Here is a 19,672-nt window from a genome sequence, read left to right on the forward strand (position 1 = left end):
GTGTAGCCATTTTCCAGCAGCAGGTTTTGCCAGGCGACCGCTTCAGCCGAAGGTCGCGCCGCGCGGTTCGCCGATTCCGGCGCAAGCTGCCGGTTGCGGTCAAGGAAATCCCGCACTTCGGCGCGGAAGCGTTCGTATTCGGGGCCATAATCAAGGTTCATGACGTGGACTCCCCATGCGCGAAAGGCCGGAATACCGGCAGCTGGAAATCGTCGCCCAGAGGCTCGAAGGCGAGTTCGACCGGCATGTCGAGTGCGAGCCCTTCCGGGGCGCAGTCGATCAGCCGGGTCGCCATGCGGACCCCTTCCGCCAACTCGACCACTGCCGCGACGAACGGGATTTCATGGGCAAACGCCGGGTGCAGCGCCTGGTGCGTGATCGTCCACGAAAACAGCGTGCCTTTGCCCGAGCTGGGCTGCCAGGCAAATTCGGGCGAGCCGCAACGCGCGCACATGTAACGCGGCAGGTGGCGCCAGGTGCCGCAGGATGAGCAGCGCTGGAAATGCAGCCGGCCATCCTGGCAGCGCTGCCAGAATTCCTGCTCGATCGGGTCCTGCGGGCGCGGGCGCGGCTTGGCTGGCCTGGCCTGTGCTTCGGCCCGCTGCCTGGGCGGAAGGTCGGCGTTGTCGCTCATGAGAATCTCCGCAGGATGGCGACACTGCCGTCGCCCAGATCGCCCCAGCCGGTGACCAAGCCGGTCCGGGCGTTTGCGACCTGCCGGTCGCCGCAATCGTGGCGCAGCTGCCGGACCGCCTCGACGACATGGTTAAGGCCCCAGACATGCGCCTCGCTGAGCAGTCCGCCGTGGGTATTGAGCGGGTAGCGCCCGCCAAGTTCGATCTGGCCGTCGCGGACGAAATCGAGCTGTCCGCCCGGCTCGCAGTATCCCAGCGCTTCCAGCTGCAGCAGGACGACGTAAGTGAAGCAATCGTAGATCTGGAGAAAGTCCATATCCTCGCGGGTCACGCCGGCCATCTCGAAGGCTTTGGGAGCAGCGTAGGACAGCCCGATCTTGAACGGATCGGGACGCGAGGGAATATCGTCGGCCGGATAGGGGTGCCCTTCCGCCGCCCCGGCAATCGTCACCGGCACATGGGGCATGTCGCGCGCGCGGTCGATCCGGGAAACCACCACCGCGCAGGCTCCGTCGGTCTCAAGGCAGCAGTCGTAAAGCCTGAACGGTTCCGATATCCAGCGCGATGACGCGTAAGTCTCCCAGTCGAGCGGACGGCCATTGGTGAAGGCCTTGGGGTTCATCTGCGCATGCTTGCGACAGGCCAGCGCCACCGCGCCCATCGCCTCTTCGCCAACCCCGAAAAGACGTGAATGGCGGGTCGCCAGCCAAGCATACATCTGCACCGGCAGAAACACTCCATAGGGAATGTAATAGCCCTGGATCGTATTGGTCAGCGTGGTCATGTTCATGGACCGGGTCGGCGGCGCGCCGGGTTTGGGGCGCAGCGCGGAAAACCCGTTCCAGCCAAGCGTCACAAGAACATGATCGCACAGGCCCGCTGCGATCGCCATTGCGGCGTTCTGCAGCGCTGTCGTCGGACTCGCGCCGCCCATGTGGACCGTGGCGGCAAAGCGCAGCACGTCGATCCCCAGGTTGGCGGCCAGTTCCTCGGAAGTCGTGTAAATCGGCGGCGGAACCATGCCGTCGATGTCGCCCGGCCTGAGCCCCGCGTCGGCAATCGCGCGTCGCGAGGCCTGAAGCATCATGTCGACCGCGCTGCGTTCGGTGCCCTTGACGAAATCGGTCTCGCCAATCCCCGTGATTGCGGCCTTGTCGGAAAATCCGGTCACGCGCCTCGCCCTCGATCAGCGGAAACGGCTGGCCAGTTCGAGCGCGCTTTCGGCATCGGAAACGAGCTCTGCCATGACTGCGGCGGCGGGGCGTACGGCATGGATCAAGCCGATGCCCTGTCCGGCGAAGCCCGGCAGAATGTCCTTGCGCCTGGCGGCGATGCCGGCCGCCATGACAGGACCGGAAATCATCGACTGGTACGGCATTGGCAAGGGCTCCTTGCCGGCCGCGACCCACGCGTCGGCCCACTTGTTGCGGATCATCCGCGCCGGCTTGCCGGTGATCGAGCGGCTGACCACGGTATCGGCATCGCCCCCTTCGACGATCGCTTCCTTCTGGAAGTCCTCGATTCCCGCCTCCCGTGTAGCAAGGAAAGCCGTGCCAACCCAGGCACCTTCGGCGCCGAGCATGAAGGCGGCAGCCACACCGCGCCCATCGGAAATGCCGCCCGCGCCCAGCACCGGCACCCGGTCGCCCACCGCGTCGACCACCTGCGGGATCAGCGAAATGGTCCCGATCGGCGAATTGTGCCCACCGCCGTCGTGGCCCTGGGCGACGATCACATCGATTCCACTCTCGACCACCTGCCGCGCGTGCTGGACCTTGCCAACCACCGCCATTACGACAGTCCCGTTCGCGTGAAGCCGGTCCATCCACGGGCCAGGATTGCCCAGCCCGGCGGCGTAGACCGGCACCTTTTCCTCGATCACAACTTCCATCTGCGCCTCGAAAAACTCCTTCGAGAACAGTGGCGGGCCGCCTTCGGCGTCCCGTCCGCCAATCGTGCGTTTCACGGCCTCGCCATCGGCCTTGACCAACCCTTCGCTGGCCATGAACTCCTCGGCAAACTGGCGGTATTCGGCCGCAAGCGCCATCGGATCGACCGGCGCTGCACCGCTTTGCGGCGGCTTGCCCCGACGGACCGAGGCTGGCAGCAGGGTATCGACCCCGAACGGCTTGTCGGTCAGTTCTCGGGTCTGGCGAATCCAGTCTCGCAGACGCTCGGGCGCGCAGGCAGCGGCACCCAGCACGCCAAGCCCGCCGGCATTCGAGACCGCAGCCGCCAGCGCCGGAACGCTTGCCCCGCCCATCCCGGCGAGGATGATCGGGTATTCGATCTTCAGCATGTCGCAGATGCGGCTGTTCAAGGCCATTGCCTCTCTCCCTTCAAGCTAGTCTACTTGCGTTTCCCCAGCGTACCTTTTGCGCGAGCAGATCGGGACTTCGCTCTGCCAGGTATTGGGTCGAACCGGCGATCAACCGCTCCATCTGGCGCCGCGCGCCCGCGGCATCGCGCATCCGAACGGCGTGCAGCACGCGGCCCAGGCACCGCAGCTGAGTGTCGCGTTCCTGGGCCGAATAGCCCAGACCGATCGACATGTTGCGAGTCAAAAGGTGCAGCGCCGAGACAAGCAGACCGAATGTGGGGTTGCCGCTGGCCCAGCCCAGCAAGTCGTGAAATCGGCGATTGGTTTCCTCGAATTCCGCACCGTCACGTTCTCCCTCAAGCCGCCCCAGGCAATCCTCGAGCGCAGCCAAATCGGCAACGGTAGCCATTTCTGCCGCCCGCGCCGCAACCGTCGGGGCAACTGCCTCGCGCAGTTCGAGCAGCGCCCGAAGATCGGTGTCCATGAATTGAAGAACCAACGCCATCGAACTGGCGAAATCAGCGGTCCGGGGTCGCGTGATCACCGGCCCGCCTCCCCGACCCTGGGCGAGATGGATGACGCCCTGCAATTCGAGAAAGCGCAATGCCTCGCGAAGCGTGGCCCGCGCCACATCGTAGCGCGCCAGCATGGCGTCTTCGGGAGGGAGCCGGTCGCCGGGTCCTTGCGCATTGCTTTCGATATCTTCGACAATTTCGCGGGCGAGTACCAACGCGCGCTTGGTCTTGGCCTGAATCTGGCCATTTTCGAGTGCGACAGGGCAGATGCGGTTAGACTGCATTTTACTCTGATAAGGTTTAGCGCGACAGGAGTCAATTCGCACCATGATTATCGTCGATTGGTAAACTTCAATGGCATAAATGCTTATACTATTATTGACGAATCGATGTGAATGCCTCATACGACGCAACACGCACAGAAAATGGAGCGACGCGGTCATGGCTACGCTAGCAATGCAGCCCGGTCTGGATCGTGAAGAACTCGTCCGCACAGTTGCCGGAATCCCGCTTGCGGAAATCGACGTGTCCCGCCCAAGCCTGTTCCAGAGCGACAAGATCGGAGCCTTCTTCGAGCGGTTGCGGCGCGAGGATCCGGTGCACTACTGCGCCGAAAGCTCGTACGGGCCCTACTGGTCGATCACCAAGTACAATGATATCATGGCGGTCGACACCAACCATAAGGTGTTTTCGTCCGAAGCCAAATTGGGTGGCATCGCCATCCAGGACATGCACAACGACGAGACCAATCTTGAGCTTGAGATGTTCATCGCGATGGACCAGCCCAAGCATGACGCGCAGCGCAAGGCTGTCACGCCGGCAGTGGCACCATCCAATCTGTTGTTGCTTGAGCCGGTGATTCGCGAAAGGGCGGGGGCGATTCTCGATGCGCTGCCGGTGGGCGAAGAAATCGACTGGGTGAAGAGTGTCTCAGTCGAACTGACCACGATGACGCTTGCGACCCTGTTCGATTTCCCTTGGGACGAACGGGCCAAGCTGACGCGCTGGTCGGACGTAACCACCGCAATACCAGGATCCGGCATCGTCGATAGCAACGAGCAGCGCCGCCAGGAACTGATCGAGTGCGCCATGTACTTCAAGGGGCTGTGGGATCAACGCATCGACCGCCCCGAGGGTAACGATCTGATTACGATGATGGCGAATTCGCCGGCCACGCGCGAAATGCCCTTCCTCGAATTTCTGGGCAACCTGCTGTTGCTGATTGTCGGCGGCAACGACACCACCCGCAACTCGATCAGCGGGGGGGTCATTGCGCTCAATCAGAACCCCGATCAATATGAGAAGCTGCGCCAGGATCACTCACTGATCGGCAGCATGGTTCCCGAAATCATCCGCTGGCAGACCCCGCTGACCCACATGCGCCGGACCGCGCTTGAGGATTGCGAGATCGGCGGAAAACGCATTGCCAAGGGAGACAAGGTGGTAATGTGGTATCTCTCGGGCAACCGTGACGAAACGGCGATCGACCGGCCGGAAGAGTTCATCATCGACCGCAAGAACCCGCGCCAGCACCTTTCATTTGGCTATGGCATCCATCGCTGCATGGGCAACCGCCTGGCCGAACTGCAACTGCGGATCATCTGGGAAGAAATCCACGAGCGCTTCCGCTTCGTCGAGGTGGTGGGAGAGCCTGAACGCCTGCTCTCCAACCTCGTTCGCGGCATCACCCGCCTGCCGGTCAAGCTTCACGCGCATTGATCAATGCGCCAGGGGAAGGTCACAGTCTTATGGTGAAGGTCACCTTTGTTGCCCACGATGGTCGCCGGTTTCCGGTTGAAATCGGAATTGGCATGACGGCGCGCGAAGCGGCGCTGTTCAACGAAGTTCCGGGCATCGACGGCGATTGTGGGGGCCAATGCGCCTGTGCCACATGCCATGTTCACGTCGATCCCGCCTGGATCGACCGGGTCGGGCGGCTTGCGGATGGCAGCATGGAAGCCGATCTGCTCCAGTTCGCCGAAGGGACCACGGCGGAAAGCCGGCTGGCCTGCCAGATCACGCTTGATGCCCAGCTTGACGGGATTGTGCTTCACCTTCCAGAGCAACAATATTGACCTTAGTATTTTTAGTCACTCCCTGATCTGCACCTCGACGGTGCAATGAGCCGCCCCGAAATTGCCGGAGGCCATTTGGCTTGAGTAGGCTGCGATAGGTGTGTCGTCCAGTATGGCGTGGTATCGTTCTCGGCTTTGGCGGGCGGCATATTGCCGATCGGCTTGAGCAACCGCCTGTTGTTGAACCTGTCCCCCGTCAGAACATTTGGCACAGATCGCGGCGTAGGATTGCGGGGTACTCGCCTCGTCTGGTTTGATGTTTAGGCGGCGAGCCTGCGCTGTTGCAAGCGCCGATATTCGAGTGTCTTTCGCTTGATCCTTTCTCTTCGTTTGATGATGGATGGTGCGCTGCCGAAGTAGACATCGGCAGGCGTCACGTTGTTGAAACGCTGATGATTGGAAGGCTCGACGAAGGCCTCGACCTGTTGTTCAAGATCACCGGGTAGGAAGTAGTTTTCCAGCAGCACGCGGTTCTTGAGCGTCTGATGCCAGCGTTCGATCTTGCCCTGGGTCTGCGGTTGGAACGGCGCACCACGCACGTGGCTCATGTTCTTCCCATCGAGATAGTCGGCAAGATCGCTCGCGATGTAACTCGGGCCATGGTGGCGCTCCGCGTCGTCTTCGACTCCGCTGAGCAGAGGCAGTCTTTACAGCATATTGGCGTGATCGCAGCCCGAAGCGTCGAGTGCCATGTCGAGCGTGTCGGTGACGTCTTCAGCTTTCGCCGTCGTGCATAGCTTCCAGGCGATGATGTAGCGGGAGTAATCGTTGAGTACGGTGGACAGATACATCCAGCCCCACCCGATGATCTTGAAGTAGGTGAAGTGTCCTCCGGCTTCGCCTCCGTTCAGCTGCACTTTCGGTCTGCCATATCTCGTTGGGTTAGGTGGTCTTGTGCTGGAACTCGTTGGCAGCCTCGATCACCATGTAGACCGGACTGGGTCCTCGTCGGGCAGCGCGACACTCACACGACCAAGGAAGTGACCGCCTAAACCCTCAAGTCGTCTGATCTCGATCTCCCCGAGTGGATTGGCTTCGAGCGAAGCCGCGATTTTGCGGAGTAGCGTAGGCGTGAGCATGGAGAGAACCTGGTCACTCCGGTTAAGAACGCAACGCGGAGCAAGTTCAAATCGCTTCGTCAGACATCCTCATTCTGATCCACTCATCAATGTCGGCATCGGCCCAAGCAACTGTATAGCCACCAAGTTGAACCGGCTTCGGAAACTTACCCTCGGCCATCCAGCGATAGATCGTCGAACGGCCAAGCCCGACACGATGTTGAACCTCGGGCAGGCGAATGAGCCGGGTGACTCGGCGGGCTTCGGTCGCTCCCTTGTCGATCTCTTCACCCACGATGGCCTCCTTCGACACCGGCAAAGACGTCGCCGAGCATCGCATCCTTGCGTTCGAGTTCGTCGATGTGGTCGGAGAGCAGGCGGGCGACGCGATGCGCCGTGCCCTTTGCCCAGCGCGGCTTCACGTCATGCACTTGATTGCCCAGGACACGCTCGAGCGCAGAAGGCAGTTCGCCGGAAAAGTCCTCGAAGAACTGCGCGAGGTCCGATTGCAGCCACGCAATCGCGTGATCGCCGCTGCTGACGAGGAACAGAAGCAGATGTGCGTGCGGCGCGACGCCGCTTGCGGCAAGAATGCGCAAGGCTTCACCGAGGCTGGCCGAGCGTTCGCCGGCAAGGACGCGGCGCAGGGCATCCTTATGGATCTGCGCGTCGCGCGCGATGTCGCAGCGGGCCCTTCCGCTGGCTTCAACGGCAGCCAGTAAAAGCTTGGCGAGGTCGGCGCGAACCTGTTGTTCGGCAAAGAGCGCCATGTCAGTCATCGACGAATCCCTTTCTCTAGTGGTGATCGATTCACTGGCTAGCTCGAAAGGAAACCTGTAGGAAAACGAAAAGAACAATTAGAGAACATAAAGGAAGTCGCGAATCAGCTTCCTCCGACGACTCGCGCGAATTTCGGCCGCCGGCGCGCATAGCGCGGCTCGCTTCGCTCAGAAGCCGGCGCAGTCGGCGCTGGTTCGCGATCAACCTGCGCGAATCCCGGCCTGCGCACCTTCAGATGTCGCTTTTTGCTTGGCCGCCAGCCCCAAAATCCAGTTCCCGATTTCCTACAGCCCGGCTCCGGAGAGAGGAAAGAACATACAGCGAACGCATCGCTGGCTGATGTTCAATTCCTCGAAAGGTTCCATCCATGACCACCAAGACTGCCCTTCCGGCCCTGCAGCGCACGCTCAACCGTGCTCGTGGCCGCGACTACATTCTTCCCGCCTGCGTGGCGCTGGCCTGCGCCGGGGCCGCCTTCGCCGGCGCCGACACCACCTTCGATCCCGCGCTGACCAAGTTCACCGACTTCCTCGAAGGCTCGGGCGGCAAGATCATCACCGTGCTCAGCCTTGCGGGCGGTCTGATCGGTCTCGCCTCCGGGCGCTTCTCGCTCGGCCAGGTCGCGGTGCCGGTCGGCGTCGGGATCGGTGTCGGCACCGGCGTGCCGATCGTCACCTCGGTCGTGACCGCAGTCATCTGATCAGCGGATCCGGTCACGACAGGAGGGCGGCATGGCCGACAGGTACCTCGTTCCACGGCGGCTCGACGACCCGGAGCTCATCGGCTTCTGGACCATCGACGAGTTTGCAGGGATTCTCATTCCCTTCGCCTGGGGCATTCTCTCGCAGCATATCTTCATCGGTATCGGCCTGGCCGCCGGGGCCTGGCTTGCCTTGCGGAAGGCAAAGGCACGCGGCGCCGGTTCGGCACTGGTGCATGCTGCGTACTGGTACCTGCCCGGGAGCTTCCTCGGGCTGAAGGCCACGCCGCCCTCCCATTGCCGCCTGTTGGCGGGCTGAGGGAGGCGACCCATGCGAGCAGAATTCGCGCACGAACAGGCGCAGACCTACCTGCGGCAACGCAACCGCTTTGCCGTGCTGGCAGGTGTCCTCGGCCTGACCACGCTGGTCAGCCTCGGCGCCGCGGTCACCCGCGACGAGCAGGTGGTGCTGGTGCCGATTACCGCCGAGCGGATCACCGTCTCGAGCGGTGGGATCGATGCGCCCTATCTCGAGCTCGTCACCCGCGACACGGCGCTGATGCTCCTCAACCGGGCGCCCGAAAGCCTCGATTACTGGATGACGAACATCCTGAAGCTCGCCGATCCCGCCGCGCACGGCCGCCTCAAGGCCGAGCTCGTCCAAATCGTCGAGGAACAGCGCGGCTCGGACATCAGCCAGGCCTTCGTGATCGCGGAAATGCACGTCGACCCCAAGGCCCTGACCTCGACCGTCACCGGCACGCTCAAGACCTTTGTCGGCACGCAGGTGATCGCGAGCCAGCGCCGCTCCTTCCGTTTCCGCTGGTCGAAGCGTGGCCTCAGCCTTGCGCTCGCCGGCTTTGAGCAACTTCCCACCGACAAGGAGGAACCCGGCCAATGAGCCTTCTCCCATCTCCCCTCGCTGCTGCGCTTGCCGGAACCGGCCTTGCCTGTTTCGCGATCGGCGCGACAAGGCGCCCCGATCCCGGGCTCAAGCTGACCGGCCTCGCCGTGCTTGCCTTCGCGCTCGCGCCGGTCCCGGCGTATGCCGACCAATTCGTCGAAGCGGCCGACAACGCGACCATCGACTGCGAGCTCGCTCGCGGCGAACTCACCCGGATCGCGCTTATCGATGACGGCTTTGCCAATGTCTCGAAGATCGCGAGCGGTTTTCCCTACAATGATTTCCAGGTGACGCACGAGCCAGTGCGCGGAGACATCTATATCTCCGTGCCCCCGCAATTTGCCGCTGCCCGGGTCAGCTTCTTTGCGACCAGCAAGGCGGGCTACGTCTACAAGTTCGCCTGCCGTCTCGGCGGCGAGGAAGCGACCCAGCTCTTCATCACCAATCCCGCGCTCGCTAAAGCCGCGGCCACCGAATGGGAGACCGAGACCGGTCCCGAGGACGCCGCGATCCGCCTGATCGAGGCGATGGCGAGCGATGCCGTCCTGCCCGGATTCACTGCCCGCGCCGAACTGTCGGCTCCGCGGCGTACCGGCGGGATCGAGGTCCAGCTGGTCGCCGAATACCAGGGCGATGAACTTACCGGACAGCGCTTCCTCGTGCGCAACCTCGGCCAGGAAAGCCTTGCGCTTGGCTCCGAGCGCGAAGGTGCCGCAGGCGCGCTCGCTTTTGCCTATGGCCGCGATGCACTCGCTCCCGGTGAAGCGACCAGTGCCTTCCTAGTCTTTGCCAAGGGAGGACTCGACTGATGGCCGAGGCACCACAGAAGGACGCCGGAAAGAGGCCTCTGCCGGGCTCGCCGGAAGCGCGAGAAAGCGGACGGCGCAACCTCAATTCGCAGATCGCACAGCGCCAGAAGATGCTGCTCGCCGGGATCGGGGCCATCGCGCTCATCGGCGGCGGCATGTTCATTTTCGGCGGCGACGGCGACGAGGCTGGCACCGATGCCAATGGTGCGGCGACAATCGACACCGGCGGCCTCGTCAATCGTAACCTCTCGCAGCGCGAGTTCGTCGCGAGCTACGGTAACCGGCTCGATGCACAGGGCCGCGCGATCAAGGATCTCCAGCAGGCCCAGCTGCCGCGCCCCGAGATCGAACAGGAGCTCGAAGCCCTGCGCAGCGAGAACGCGCAGATGCGCTCCGACGGCCAGGCGGCGATCGACGCGATCTCGGCCGAGAATGCCAATCTGCGATCACAGCTGAGCGAAGCTGCGAAGGCACCTGCCGCCGCGCCGCCACTGCCACCGCCACCTGCCTATGGACCCGGCGTCGGCACCGGCGGAGCTGTCCAGCCACCGCAAGGAGCGCCGGAAACGCAAGGCGGACAGCTCAGCCTGATGAGCTTCAGCGCGGAGACGGGCAAGGACGGCAAGCCGCGTGCGGCAGAGACTGCGCCAGCCTTGTTGCTCGAAGCGAGCCGCGATTACCTTCCGCCCAACAGCTACGCACCGGCAACGGTCATCGTGGGTGTCGATGCCTCGACCGGCGTTGCCAGCCAGAGCGATCCGCTTCCCGTGGTGCTCCGGATCACCGGTCCGGCCCGCTCGGTGATGCGCGGCAACAAACTGCTCACCACCGATATCACCGGCTGCCTCGTCAATGGCGCGGCGCGCGGCGATCTCTCGGCGGAGAAGGTCTACGTCAAGCTGGTGCGCATGACCTGCGCGCAACCCGGTGGGCGCTTCGCGGTGAGCGAGGTCAAGGGGTTCATCTCCTTCGCCGGAAAGTCGGGCGTGCGCGGCCGCGTGGTCAGCCGCGAAGGCAGCCTTGTCAGCCAGGCGCTGCTCGCCGGGATTGTGGGCGGCTTCGGCCGCGGATTTTCCGCCAACGCCAACGGCATTTTTACCGGCCAGGTCGGCGCCAACGGTCAGCGCGAGGCGCTGTCGCCGACCGACATCCTCGCCGGTGGCTTTGGCCAGGGTGCCGGCGAAGCCGCCGACACCGTCAGCCGATACCTCATCGAACGCGCCGAACAATACCAACCCGTCGTCGAGATGCCGACCGGCATCGAGGTCGAGATCGTCTTTCTCGACGGCGTCCACGTCAGGAGCCCCTCCAAATGAACTACAATGACTCGCCGCCAAGCCTGAAGGCGCGCGCCGCCCACCTTGCCCTTGCCCTCTCGAGCGCCGCCGCCGTGCTGACGCTCGGCGTCTCTGCCGTCACTGCGATGCCTGCGAGCGCCGCGGGCATGGCGAGCGATGTCGCGCAGGCGCTGAAACTGCGGCTGCCCAAGACCCCGATCGATGCGATCAGCTGCGACACGCTCGGGCCCTGGTGCGAAGTCGTCTCGGGTGACACGCTGTTCTACATCGACGAGACCGCCCGCTACCTGTTCGTAGGCCGTCTCTACGACATGGAAGAACGGCGCGACGTCACTGCCGCCCGCCTGCTCGAACTCAATCCCGATCTGCTCGCGGCCGGTGCGGCGCGCGTAGCCAGTGACGCGCCGGCGGGACGCGACGAAACGCCTGTCCAGGCGGCCGCCAACCATGTCGACCTCTCGTCGCTTCCGGCTGCCGGCGCGATCCACTGGGGCAACCTCAAGGGCGAACGCCTGGTCGTCTTCTCGGATTTCCAGTGCGGGTATTGCCAGCGCCTGACCGCCGAACTCGCCAAGGCCAAGGTTCATGTCGAAGAGCGACCGATCTCGATCTTCGGCGCGGCAAGCCGCAAGATTTCCGAGGCGGTGCTGTGCGCTAAGGATCCGGCAAAGGCACTCCATGCGGCCTATTCCGGCCAGGCTCTGGCGACTGATAAGACCTGCAAGGAGGCCAAGGCACTCGATGCCAACGAAGCCTTCGCGAAGGCCAACGGGTTTGCCGGAACTCCGGTCATCGTGCGCGCCCGCGATGGGGCGGTGCTTCATGGCTACCGCGATGCCGCGGCGATCCGCCGCTTCGTCGCCGAAGGCAAGGGAGTGGCGCAATGAGCCGGCTTCCAATCCTTCGCGCCATGGTGCTCGCTGCGCCGCTCCTCCTGGCCAGTGGCTGCGCCAGCCTCGGCGGCAACGTCAAAGGCAGCTTTGCCTGCCGGGCTCCGGAAGGGACCTGCGCGCCGACTTCCGCGATCGATGCCGGGGCGACCGGCATTGAAAAGGCTGACACGGTTGACGCGCATCGGACGGTGACCCCGACCGGCGAAGCGGTTCGTCGCCTGCTGGTCGTGCTGACAGGCTACCGTGACGCGGCGGGCCGCGACCATGAGGCGCGCGTCGTTCACCTGACGCTGCCCGAACAGGCAGGGACAGGCTGGCGCACGCCGCAGGGCCGCCGCGAAGTCCTGCGCTCGCTGGCATCGACTATTGCCGCGACGCGCGAGAGCAACCCCGCAACCGATTTCCAACCGCCAAAAATCCAAGAGGCAGACACATTGCCGGAACAGCTGTTCATCCCCTCGCAGCCCGTTCCGGCGATGCCCGGCGCTGACGCGCCGGAACCCGGGGGACCTGGCTCGTTTTCCCCTCCCCGCGAGCCGGTCCCCCAACCTGACATGACCGAAGGAGAGAGCCAGTGACGCTATCCCTTGCTGCCGCGCGCGACGCACTCTCGCGGGGCCTGTTTGCCGACACGGCTCGGCCCGAAAAGCCGCGGGCGCATTTCGGGCTCGATATGCTCTCGGACTGGCTGCCCTACCGGGTCTATGACGAGGGGGCGAAGCTCTACCGCAACGCCCGCTCCAAAGGCTTCGTGCTCGAAGTCACCCCGCTGATCGGGGCCGACGAACGGACCGGCGAGATCCTCGGTCAGTTCTTCTCCGAAGGCCTGCCGCAGGGCGCCTGCCTCCAGGTCCTGAACTTCGCATCTCCGCGGATCGGCAGCGTGGTCGGCCCCTGGTTCGCTCCGCGCTACGAGCAGGGCGGGATCTACGAGGCCATCGCCAGAGCGCGCACCAGGCGCCTTTACGATCTCGTCTGGAGCTCGGGCTCGGCGCATGCGCCGTTCCATGCTCGCAACGTCCGGCTGATCGTCTCGCTCGGCGTGCCGGTGCCCGGAAGCGTGACCGACGCGGAACTTTCGGAATGCCGCGAAGGGCTGATGGGCATGCTCCACTCGCTCGGACTGCACGCGCAGGAGCTGCGTCCGGGCGGCCTCTTGGCGCTGATCGACGAGCTCACCTCGCCGACTACCGCGCACGAGACCGATATCCATGCGTGGAACCCGCACGATACGCTTCAGTCCCAAGCGATCCGCCGCGACATCGAGCTCGAGGTCGGCGACGATCGCCTGATCCTCAGGACCGAGCGCTTTCGCGAGACGGGCCGCGACGAGGAGGGCAATCCTGAAGTCGGCGAATGCTATCCCGACCATTTCGATGTGCGGCACTATGCCGTGCGCTCTACCCCTGAGCGCTGGGCACCTTGGGAATGCGCGCGGCTCATCGGCGACATGTTCACCGACAAGCTGCGTTTCCCCTGTCCGACGGCAACCATGCTGTGCCTGGTCTACCCCGACCAGGAAGCTGCTTCGGCGCGCGCGGGCTTCAAGTTCATGCGCACGACCAGTCTCAGCCAGACCAAGAGCGCGCGTTTCTTGCCCAAGCTTGCCGAACAGTCGGCCGAGTGGCGCCACGTCCAGGCCGAACTCCAGGCTGGCAAGAAGCTCGTGAAGCTGTTCTACGGGCTCACCAGCATCTCGCCGCTCGGCCAGGGCGACGCGCATGAACGCATCATCAAGGCGATCTACAAGGCGGCGGGCTGGGACCTTGCCGACGAGCGCTTCCTCCAGCTCCAAGGCCTCGTCGCTGCCTTTCCCCTGTGCCTCGCCGATGGCCTCGCCGACGACATGGCGCGGTTGAAGCGTCTCAAGACCATGCTCTCGACGACAGCGGCACATATCGCGCCGATGCAGGGCGAATATCTCGGCGGCGTAATCCCGCACCTCCTGCTCGTTGGCCGCCGCGGCCAGCCCTTCTGGTGGTCGCCATTCGAGAACGGTGCCGGCAACCACAATATCGCGATCTGCGGCAAGTCGGGTTCGGGCAAGTCGGTGCTGCTGCAGGAACTCTGCGCCGCCCTGCGCGGCGCCGGTGCCAAGGTCGTGGTGATCGACGACGGCCGCAGCTTCGAGCATTCGGTCAAACTGCAGGGCGGACGCTTCGTTGAGTTCACGCTCGCCTCGGGCTTTTCCCTGAACCCCTTCTCGATGGTCGACGATGCCCGCGCACACGAAGACGAGGACTACCGCCTCGACTGCTTCGCCATGATCAAGGCAATCATTGGCCAGATGGCGCGTCCCGGCACCGCGCCGAGCGATACCGAGCGCGGGCTCATCGATCGGGCCGTGACCGCGACCTGGGAGGCACTCGGAAGCGGCGCATCGGTCGACGATGTCGCGCATGCGCTCCATGGATCGGAAAGCGAGGCGGGCCGCGATCTCGCCACCGCGATCGCGCCCTTCTGCCGCGGCGGCAGCTACGGCGGGTTCTTTGCAGGCAAGGCGAGCTTCGCGCTCGACGATGATTTTACCGTCTTCGAGATGAGCGATCTCGCAAGCCGCGAGGAACTGCGCAGCGTCGTCCTTTCGGCGATCATGTTCATGACCAGCCAGGCGATGACCCGCTCGTCGCGAGCAACCAAGAAGCTGCTGCTGATCGACGAGGCCTGGGCCATGCTCAAGGGCGGGTCGATGGGCGAGTTCGTCGAAACCTATGCCCGCACTGCCCGCAAGTACGGCGGCGCGCTCGCCACCGCGACCCAGTCCCTCAATGATTATTACAAGTCCGACGGCGCGCGCGCCGCGCTCGAGAATAGCGACTGGATGCTGGTACTTCAGCAGAAGGCCGAGACGATCGCCGATTTCAGGGCGAACGCGCGGCTCGACATGGACGACCGCACCGAGACGCTGATCCGCAGCCTCAAGCGTTCGGGTACCGAGTACAGCGAGGTCTTCATCAAGGGCCCCGAGACCGAAGCGGTCGGCCGGCTCGTGCTCGATCCCTTCTCGGCGACGATCTACTCCTCCGATCCCGACACCTATGCCGCGATCCAGGACTGCGAGCGGCGTGGGCACAGCCTCGCCGATGCCATTCGCATCGTGGCGGGAGGCGGACAATGATGGTCTCGCATCTCGCCGACCGGACCCCTCCGGCCAACCTCCGCAGCCTGATGCCGTTCCTGCAAGGGAGCTGCTTCGTCCTCATCGAGACCGCACGCTTTGCGGCGACTTCGCTGCTGATCGTGCTGGGATTGCCGCTTGCGCTGTTCCTGTTCGTTGCGGGCTGGGACCTCGGCGGCCTCTTCACCCAGCTCGCCAATCTGTCGGACCGCTACCTCGAAGCCGACGGGCTGCGTCGCAGCCTGTTCAGCCAGGACCTCAAGCTCATGGCCGACCTCCCGATTGCCTATCAGTATCTCACCGGCATCTCGCGCAGCGCCAGCGACATCTTCCGCCAGGTGCTGACGATCAATGCCATGAACCAGGCCATGCACGGCTTTGCAGGGGCGAGCGGCACCGGCAGCATTGACGTCTTCGCGCAGACCCGCGCCGATATTCAGACCGAGCGAACCTATTCTTCGATCGCGCACAACGCGATGAAATGGGTCCCGATCCTCAATGTCGTGCTGACGGTAGTGTTCTACGCGCTGTTCCCTGTCCTGTTTCCGCTGTTCCTGATGCCGCGGACCGGACCCATTGCATTGAGAGGTTACGTCACCGGCTTCTTCTACCTTGCGGCGTGGGGACCGCTCTTCGTCATCCTGCACATGATCCTGATGTTCAAAGGCGCGGGCGATGTCACCGCAGCTGGCGGCAGCACAGGCCTCAGCTTGGCGACTTTTGGCGGTATGAGCGACGTCAACAGCGATATCGGCATCCTGGCAGGCTATCTTGTCGCCTCGATCCCGTTCCTTGCCGGCGGGGTGGCGCGTGGTGCGCTGGCGATCTCGGGCCAGGCAACGAGCTATCTCAACCCGAGCCAGAATGCGGCCGAGGAAGCCTCGCGCGAAGCGAGCACCGGCAATGTCTCGCTTGGCAATTCGAACATCGATAATTCGACGGTGTTTTCCCGCCAGTTTGCGCAGGGCAATCTTGCACCCAACATCGCCTATGGCGCGGCACAGACGCGTGGTTTCAGCGACAGCGGCACGCAGACCACCAGCTTCCCCGATGGAGAGTTCGCTGCTGTCCCGAATTCAAGCTATCCGTTCACACCGACTCTCGGGCAGGACTTTACCGGTCGCCTCGGAACGATGGCGAGCCAGAGCCGGACGCAGAGCGAGACCTATGCCAACCTCGCCCAGCAATCGACGAGCTCTGCGCTCACCCGGTTCAGCGAGATCCGCAACGCCTACAGCCAGGGTCTGAGCTCCGACACGGTCAGCGGCGTCGGTACGAACGACAGCATCGGCACGGCATTCAGCGAAGTCGACAATGCTTCAAGGACGCTTCAGCAGCAGTTTGGCCTTTCCCGGCGCGCGTCAGACGACATTACTATTTCTTGGTTCCTTAACGGCGAAGCAGGAGCCGGAGCAAAGGCCGAAGGCGGAGTACTAAACGCGCAGGCGGGCGTCCGCGGTGGCCGAAATCAGTCGTGGACCGACAGCGATATCGGGATCGCCTCGGAAGACCGTGGCAGGATCATGGGAACGCTGCGGCAGCTTTCGGATAGCCGCAACTGGTCGAACACGCGTGAAGGCTTCCTGCGCGAGACGAGCTCGAGTTCGGTATCGCAGGTGTCAACCAGCTCGTCGGGTCTCAGCCGATCGCTGACCGAAGCCGAAAGCTACACGCGAGAGGCCCGTCGAGCCGAAGAGATGGCCAGCCGCCTCCGCACTTCTCTCGAACAGGCATCGTGCCTGGTAACGCGGAAATCGTCCAGGCTGTCGGTGATCAAATGCCGATTTCGAAAGGCTTTACCCTTTCCTTGGTGAGCTCGGGTTTGTCACTTGCAGGCGAAGCGTTGCCAACATCCTTGTCCTGTGAAAGCCCCTTGGCAGCTGCCGCCTTGAGCCTTTGCGTTACTTCGAGGGCCGACGCTTTCTCGCCGCTGTTGGACTTGATGGCCCGGCCAAGTTTCTCGGCATTGTCTGCAATCAGCGTAAGGCCGTCGCGAAGCCGGGTGACCGTGACCAGGAAGGTCTGCCGATTGGCGAGATTGCGTTCGCGGCTGTCCATCACCGCAATCCCGCGATCAGAGGTCAGTCCCTGCGCCATATGCGCATTGAGGGCATAGGCGAGGTCCATGCGTTTGAGCATGGGGTCACCGCGGCTCAGGCGGAGCTCCTTGCCCGCTGCTGTCTCCACCAAGACGCCCTTTGCGTCGATGGCCACGATCCTCGCCTGGTCGGCGTTGAACAGCCCGCGTTTGTGGTCATTGTCGGTCCAGCGGATCTTGTCACCCTCGATGATGGAAAGCGATTTGCGATCGAAGAGCGACAACCGGCTATCGTTTCCGCCCGGTCGTAAGCGCGCGGGATTGAACTTGCGCAGACGCCCCTTCCTGTCCTCAAGCACGATCTGCTTGCGCGCATGATCGATGTTTTTGACGGTGTAGTCGCCCTTGGAGAGTTTCTGGGTGCTGTCGCGCGAGCGAAAGCTGAGGACCATGCCTGGTTGGTAAGTGCGAAGGTATCGCAGCTCCTCGTGTGTTACATTCATCCGTGAATGAATGGTCAGCCGGCCCGATCGTGGACCAAGCTCGCCATTGGCCTTGAGTCCGCGCTGGACAGCCTCGTTGACCGCAGATCGTAACGCCCGTCCCGACGCGTAGATCGACGTGCGATCCCGATCCGCCGGGCTGAGCGAAAGCCACTTTTCGGCAGCAACAATCGCACTATCCCCATGAGCCTCGAAGGTTGAAGGCGCAAGCGCCCGGAGCGCATCGTCGATGCGTCCCTCCTGCGCGGCGACCTGGGCTCGCCGCAGGACGGGATCGCGGCCGCGTAAATTTACATCCATCTTGGCGCGCTCGATCCCGGCCTGCTGGACGAGGTCGAAAGGCTTACCGGCATCGACGGCACCAAGTTGTCGCCTGTCGCCGACGAGAACCAGGCGCTGGACTTCGGCAAGGTTCGCCAGCCGTACCAGTTTGGCCTTGTCCTCGTTCGATACCATCGACGCCTCGTCTAGCACCAGGACATGGTCTCCGAGCGCGCTCCGAGCCTCGCCAAGCAGGGAGGCATTTCCCGGCTCGTGTAGAAGCCTGCCCCATTGAGCGAGAAAGCGGGCGATGGTCATCGAACGGATGCCGGTATCGCGCTCGAGCATCTGGACGAGCGTGTTCTGCACGGCGAGCCCCAGCACCTGCTTGCCTTCCTCGCGGAGCAGCTGGGCGACCGGCTTCATCACGCTGCTTTTGCCCGCCCCGGCTATGCCCTGGATCGCTACGATCCTGTCACGCGACGAAAGGACAATCCGTAGCTGCGAATGACGGTTATGTCGGCGGCTGCAGATGGCACGCGAGCAGAAAACGGGATTGCCCTCCTCGTCGCTCATCGCCTCGGAGCGAAGATTGCCGTCCTCGTCGGCGAAGACCTGCATCAATCGCACCGGGAAGCTCTTCGTAAGGTAGTCGATGACGTATTCACGCGGGGACAGATCGATATCGAGCGCTTCGCGTTCCTCCACGGTAAGGTCGGCGAGGCGCCGGTCGAGCATGGCCTCGGCGGTCGAAACCAGCTGCACGACAACCGAATGGTCTTCGCCAAGCGCCGCGACCATCGCGGGGATCAGGCTCGGCAATTTCATCGAAAGCAGGAGCTGGGCAAAGAAGCGCTGCTTGGTGCCTTCGAAGATCGAGAGCGCTGCAGCCTTGGCATTGCGGTTGAGCGTATCGCCGCTGTCCTCGTCGACCACACGGGTTGCTTCGAGCGCAGCTTCGAGGTTGCGGTGAATGATCGCCCAAACGTCCGGCTGGGGTGCCGCGACCGACCCCATGGCGACCGATTCCACAAGCGGAGTGGGATGGGCCGGCGCACCTTTGATCGCGATGCGGCTGGGCCGGTAAGGCAGATAGATGCCGGTCTGTTCAGGCACCGGCGCGGGGTCGGCCAAGGGCACGCTCGATTGCATCCGGGTTCCAAAGGCCCGATTCGTTCAGGAATGTCGATGCTGTCGCACGGAGTCCGTGCGCGGTGACTTCTTCTTTCGAGTATCCCATGCGACGGAATGCGGCATTGAGCGTGTTTTCACTCATGGGACGCTTGGAGCTGCGCGCAGATGGGAAAACATATCCTTCGCGGCCGAGCATCTCGGCCAGATCAGTGAGATAGCCTCTAACCTGTTTGGAAAGCGGGACGGCATGCGCTCGGCGCGCTTTCATTTTACCGGCAGGGATCTTCCAGACCCCATCGACGAGGTCGATCTCATGCCATTCGGCGTGCCGGAGTTCGCCGGGGCGTACGAACACATGCGGCGCGATCTGCAAAGCTAACTTCGTCACCATGTAGCCAGTGAAGTCGTCGATGGCGCGCAGCAGCCCGCCAAGCTCGGTGGGCTCGAGGATTGCAGCATAATGCGTGGCTCTCGGCGTTACGAGAGCACCCTTCAGCATACTGGTCGGATCGGATTTGCAGCGGGTCGTGGCGACACCGTAGCGAAACACGCGGCCTGCGAATGAACGGCATTTCTGGTCACGTCCGTCAATGAGGTGTAATTTGGGGTGTGGTCACCGGGCTGCATGGTC

The 19,672-nt window shown here is 63.5% G+C and carries 17 protein-coding genes and 3 pseudogenes; 11 read left to right on the forward strand and 9 right to left on the reverse strand.

Translation table 11 applies throughout. The annotated features are described in order from the left end of the window. Positions 1-157: 157 nt before the first annotated feature. From AX735_RS21680 to AX735_RS21695, 4 genes are read right to left on the reverse strand one after another with little or no spacing between them, the layout of a single operon-like run. A complete protein-coding gene (locus AX735_RS21680; RefSeq protein WP_060980177.1) occupies positions 158-634 on the reverse strand; it encodes a Zn-ribbon domain-containing OB-fold protein in 477 nt (158 codons plus the stop codon). Further along, complete coding sequence (locus tag AX735_RS21685; RefSeq protein ID WP_060980176.1) at positions 631-1,806, reverse strand: thiolase C-terminal domain-containing protein; 1,176 nt, start codon at positions 1,804-1,806, stop codon at positions 631-633. The genes AX735_RS21680 and AX735_RS21685 overlap by 4 nt, the downstream gene beginning before the upstream one ends. A gap of 15 nt (positions 1,807-1,821) precedes the next feature. Next, positions 1,822-2,961, reverse strand: a complete 1,140-nt coding sequence (locus AX735_RS21690) for an NAD(P)H-dependent flavin oxidoreductase (RefSeq protein ID WP_060980175.1) — start codon at positions 2,959-2,961, stop codon at positions 1,822-1,824. A gap of 13 nt (positions 2,962-2,974) precedes the next feature. Further along, positions 2,975-3,913: a FadR/GntR family transcriptional regulator gene (locus tag AX735_RS21695; protein WP_208598119.1), complete on the reverse strand. Its 939-nt coding sequence runs from the start codon at positions 3,911-3,913 to the stop codon at positions 2,975-2,977. Between AX735_RS21695 and AX735_RS21700 the strand changes: the two genes are divergently transcribed. Both AX735_RS21700 and AX735_RS24710 read left to right on the forward strand, forming a co-directional pair. Continuing rightward, on the forward strand, positions 3,912-5,189 hold the full coding sequence (locus AX735_RS21700) for a cytochrome P450 (protein WP_231750215.1): 1,278 nt from the start codon (positions 3,912-3,914) through the stop codon (positions 5,187-5,189). The two genes, AX735_RS21695 and AX735_RS21700, sit on opposite strands and share 2 nt — an antisense overlap. Before the next feature lie 29 nt (positions 5,190-5,218). After that, a complete protein-coding gene (locus tag AX735_RS24710) occupies positions 5,219-5,545 on the forward strand; it encodes a 2Fe-2S iron-sulfur cluster-binding protein (RefSeq protein WP_073976872.1) in 327 nt (108 codons plus the stop codon). Between the two features lie 260 nt (positions 5,546-5,805). Here AX735_RS24710 and AX735_RS24715 read toward each other — a convergent pair. The 3 genes and pseudogenes from AX735_RS24715 to AX735_RS21725 all read right to left on the reverse strand — a co-directional run. Beyond that, positions 5,806-6,484 (reverse strand): annotated as a pseudogene (locus tag AX735_RS24715) (transposase); the annotation flags it as partial. A 186-nt stretch (positions 6,485-6,670) separates the two neighbouring features. After that, positions 6,671-6,898 carry an AlpA family transcriptional regulator gene (locus AX735_RS21720; protein ID WP_060977608.1) on the reverse strand — a complete coding sequence of 76 codons (228 nt, stop codon included), beginning with the start codon at positions 6,896-6,898 and terminating at the stop codon, positions 6,671-6,673. After that, positions 6,891-7,382, reverse strand: coding sequence for a hypothetical protein (locus AX735_RS21725; RefSeq protein ID WP_060977596.1), 492 nt, complete (start codon positions 7,380-7,382; stop codon positions 6,891-6,893). Before AX735_RS21725 ends, AX735_RS21720 begins: the two co-directional genes overlap by 8 nt. A 368-nt stretch (positions 7,383-7,750) precedes the next feature. Between AX735_RS21725 and AX735_RS21730 the strand changes: the two genes are divergently transcribed. From AX735_RS21730 to AX735_RS21770, 9 genes and pseudogenes are all read left to right on the forward strand, one after another. Next, a complete protein-coding gene (locus AX735_RS21730; RefSeq protein WP_066114305.1) occupies positions 7,751-8,083 on the forward strand; it encodes a hypothetical protein in 333 nt (110 codons plus the stop codon). A 31-nt stretch (positions 8,084-8,114) separates the two neighbouring features. Next, positions 8,115-8,402 (forward strand): type IV conjugative transfer system protein TraL, encoded by a 288-nt coding sequence (gene traL, locus AX735_RS21735; protein ID WP_006834208.1) that lies wholly within the window; start codon positions 8,115-8,117, stop codon positions 8,400-8,402. Positions 8,403-8,414: 12 nt separating this feature from the next. Continuing rightward, positions 8,415-8,984, forward strand: coding sequence for a type IV conjugative transfer system protein TraE (locus AX735_RS21740; RefSeq protein ID WP_066284719.1), 570 nt, complete (start codon positions 8,415-8,417; stop codon positions 8,982-8,984). Beyond that, positions 8,981-9,796 (forward strand): type-F conjugative transfer system secretin TraK, encoded by an 816-nt coding sequence (locus AX735_RS21745; RefSeq protein ID WP_006834210.1) that lies wholly within the window; start codon positions 8,981-8,983, stop codon positions 9,794-9,796. Before AX735_RS21740 ends, AX735_RS21745 begins: the two co-directional genes overlap by 4 nt. Continuing rightward, on the forward strand, positions 9,796-11,112 hold the full coding sequence (locus AX735_RS21750) for a TraB/VirB10 family protein (RefSeq protein ID WP_006834211.1): 1,317 nt from the start codon (positions 9,796-9,798) through the stop codon (positions 11,110-11,112). Before AX735_RS21745 ends, AX735_RS21750 begins: the two co-directional genes overlap by 1 nt. Next, complete coding sequence (locus AX735_RS21755) at positions 11,109-11,981, forward strand: DsbC family protein (RefSeq protein ID WP_050599561.1); 873 nt, start codon at positions 11,109-11,111, stop codon at positions 11,979-11,981. Before AX735_RS21750 ends, AX735_RS21755 begins: the two co-directional genes overlap by 4 nt. Beyond that, the gene (locus AX735_RS21760) at positions 11,978-12,565 is read left to right on the forward strand and encodes a hypothetical protein (RefSeq protein ID WP_050599560.1); all 588 of its coding nucleotides are present in this window, start codon (positions 11,978-11,980) and stop codon (positions 12,563-12,565) included. The genes AX735_RS21755 and AX735_RS21760 overlap by 4 nt, the downstream gene beginning before the upstream one ends. Further along, complete coding sequence (gene traC / locus AX735_RS21765) at positions 12,562-15,105, forward strand: type IV secretion system protein TraC (RefSeq protein WP_066284723.1); 2,544 nt, start codon at positions 12,562-12,564, stop codon at positions 15,103-15,105. The genes AX735_RS21760 and traC overlap by 4 nt, the downstream gene beginning before the upstream one ends. Before the next feature lie 50 nt (positions 15,106-15,155). Next, positions 15,156-16,817: pseudogene (locus tag AX735_RS21770) on the forward strand (conjugal transfer protein TraG N-terminal domain-containing protein); the annotation flags it as partial. Positions 16,818-16,878: 61 nt separating this feature from the next. Here the strand turns inward: AX735_RS21770 and AX735_RS21775 are convergent. Both AX735_RS21775 and AX735_RS21780 read right to left on the reverse strand, forming a co-directional pair. Continuing rightward, positions 16,879-18,708 (reverse strand): AAA family ATPase, encoded by a 1,830-nt coding sequence (locus AX735_RS21775; RefSeq protein ID WP_231750217.1) that lies wholly within the window; start codon positions 18,706-18,708, stop codon positions 16,879-16,881. 331 nt (positions 18,709-19,039) lie between these two features. Continuing rightward, positions 19,040-19,618 (reverse strand): annotated as a pseudogene (locus AX735_RS21780) (tyrosine-type recombinase/integrase); the annotation flags it as partial. Positions 19,619-19,672: the final 54 nt, after the last annotated feature.

Source organism: Blastomonas sp. CCH1-A6 (assembly GCF_001556365.1).
GTDB lineage: Bacteria > Pseudomonadota > Alphaproteobacteria > Sphingomonadales > Sphingomonadaceae > Blastomonas > Blastomonas ursincola.

Excerpts from the sequence above, each read along its gene's own strand:
- AX735_RS21695 (WP_208598119.1), bottom strand. The coding sequence starts at position 3,913 with ATGACCGCGTCGCTCCATTTTCTGTGCGTGTTGCGTCGTATGAGGCAT.
- AX735_RS21730 (WP_066114305.1), top strand. The coding sequence starts at position 7,751 with ATGACCACCAAGACTGCCCTTCCGGCCCTGCAGCGCACGCTCAACCGT.
- traL (WP_006834208.1), top strand. The coding sequence starts at position 8,115 with ATGGCCGACAGGTACCTCGTTCCACGGCGGCTCGACGACCCGGAGCTC.
- AX735_RS21690 (WP_060980175.1), bottom strand. The coding sequence starts at position 2,961 with ATGGCCTTGAACAGCCGCATCTGCGACATGCTGAAGATCGAATACCCG.
- AX735_RS21750 (WP_006834211.1), top strand. The coding sequence starts at position 9,796 with ATGGCCGAGGCACCACAGAAGGACGCCGGAAAGAGGCCTCTGCCGGGC.
- AX735_RS21775 (WP_231750217.1), bottom strand. The coding sequence starts at position 18,708 with ATGGTCGCGGCGCTTGGCGAAGACCATTCGGTTGTCGTGCAGCTGGTT.
- AX735_RS21700 (WP_231750215.1), top strand. The coding sequence starts at position 3,912 with ATGGCTACGCTAGCAATGCAGCCCGGTCTGGATCGTGAAGAACTCGTC.
- AX735_RS21755 (WP_050599561.1), top strand. The coding sequence starts at position 11,109 with ATGAACTACAATGACTCGCCGCCAAGCCTGAAGGCGCGCGCCGCCCAC.
- AX735_RS21725 (WP_060977596.1), bottom strand. The coding sequence starts at position 7,382 with ATGACTGACATGGCGCTCTTTGCCGAACAACAGGTTCGCGCCGACCTC.
- AX735_RS24710 (WP_073976872.1), top strand. The coding sequence starts at position 5,219 with ATGGTGAAGGTCACCTTTGTTGCCCACGATGGTCGCCGGTTTCCGGTT.
- AX735_RS21740 (WP_066284719.1), top strand. The coding sequence starts at position 8,415 with ATGCGAGCAGAATTCGCGCACGAACAGGCGCAGACCTACCTGCGGCAA.
- AX735_RS21760 (WP_050599560.1), top strand. The coding sequence starts at position 11,978 with ATGAGCCGGCTTCCAATCCTTCGCGCCATGGTGCTCGCTGCGCCGCTC.
- AX735_RS21680 (WP_060980177.1), bottom strand. The coding sequence starts at position 634 with ATGAGCGACAACGCCGACCTTCCGCCCAGGCAGCGGGCCGAAGCACAG.
- AX735_RS21745 (WP_006834210.1), top strand. The coding sequence starts at position 8,981 with ATGAGCCTTCTCCCATCTCCCCTCGCTGCTGCGCTTGCCGGAACCGGC.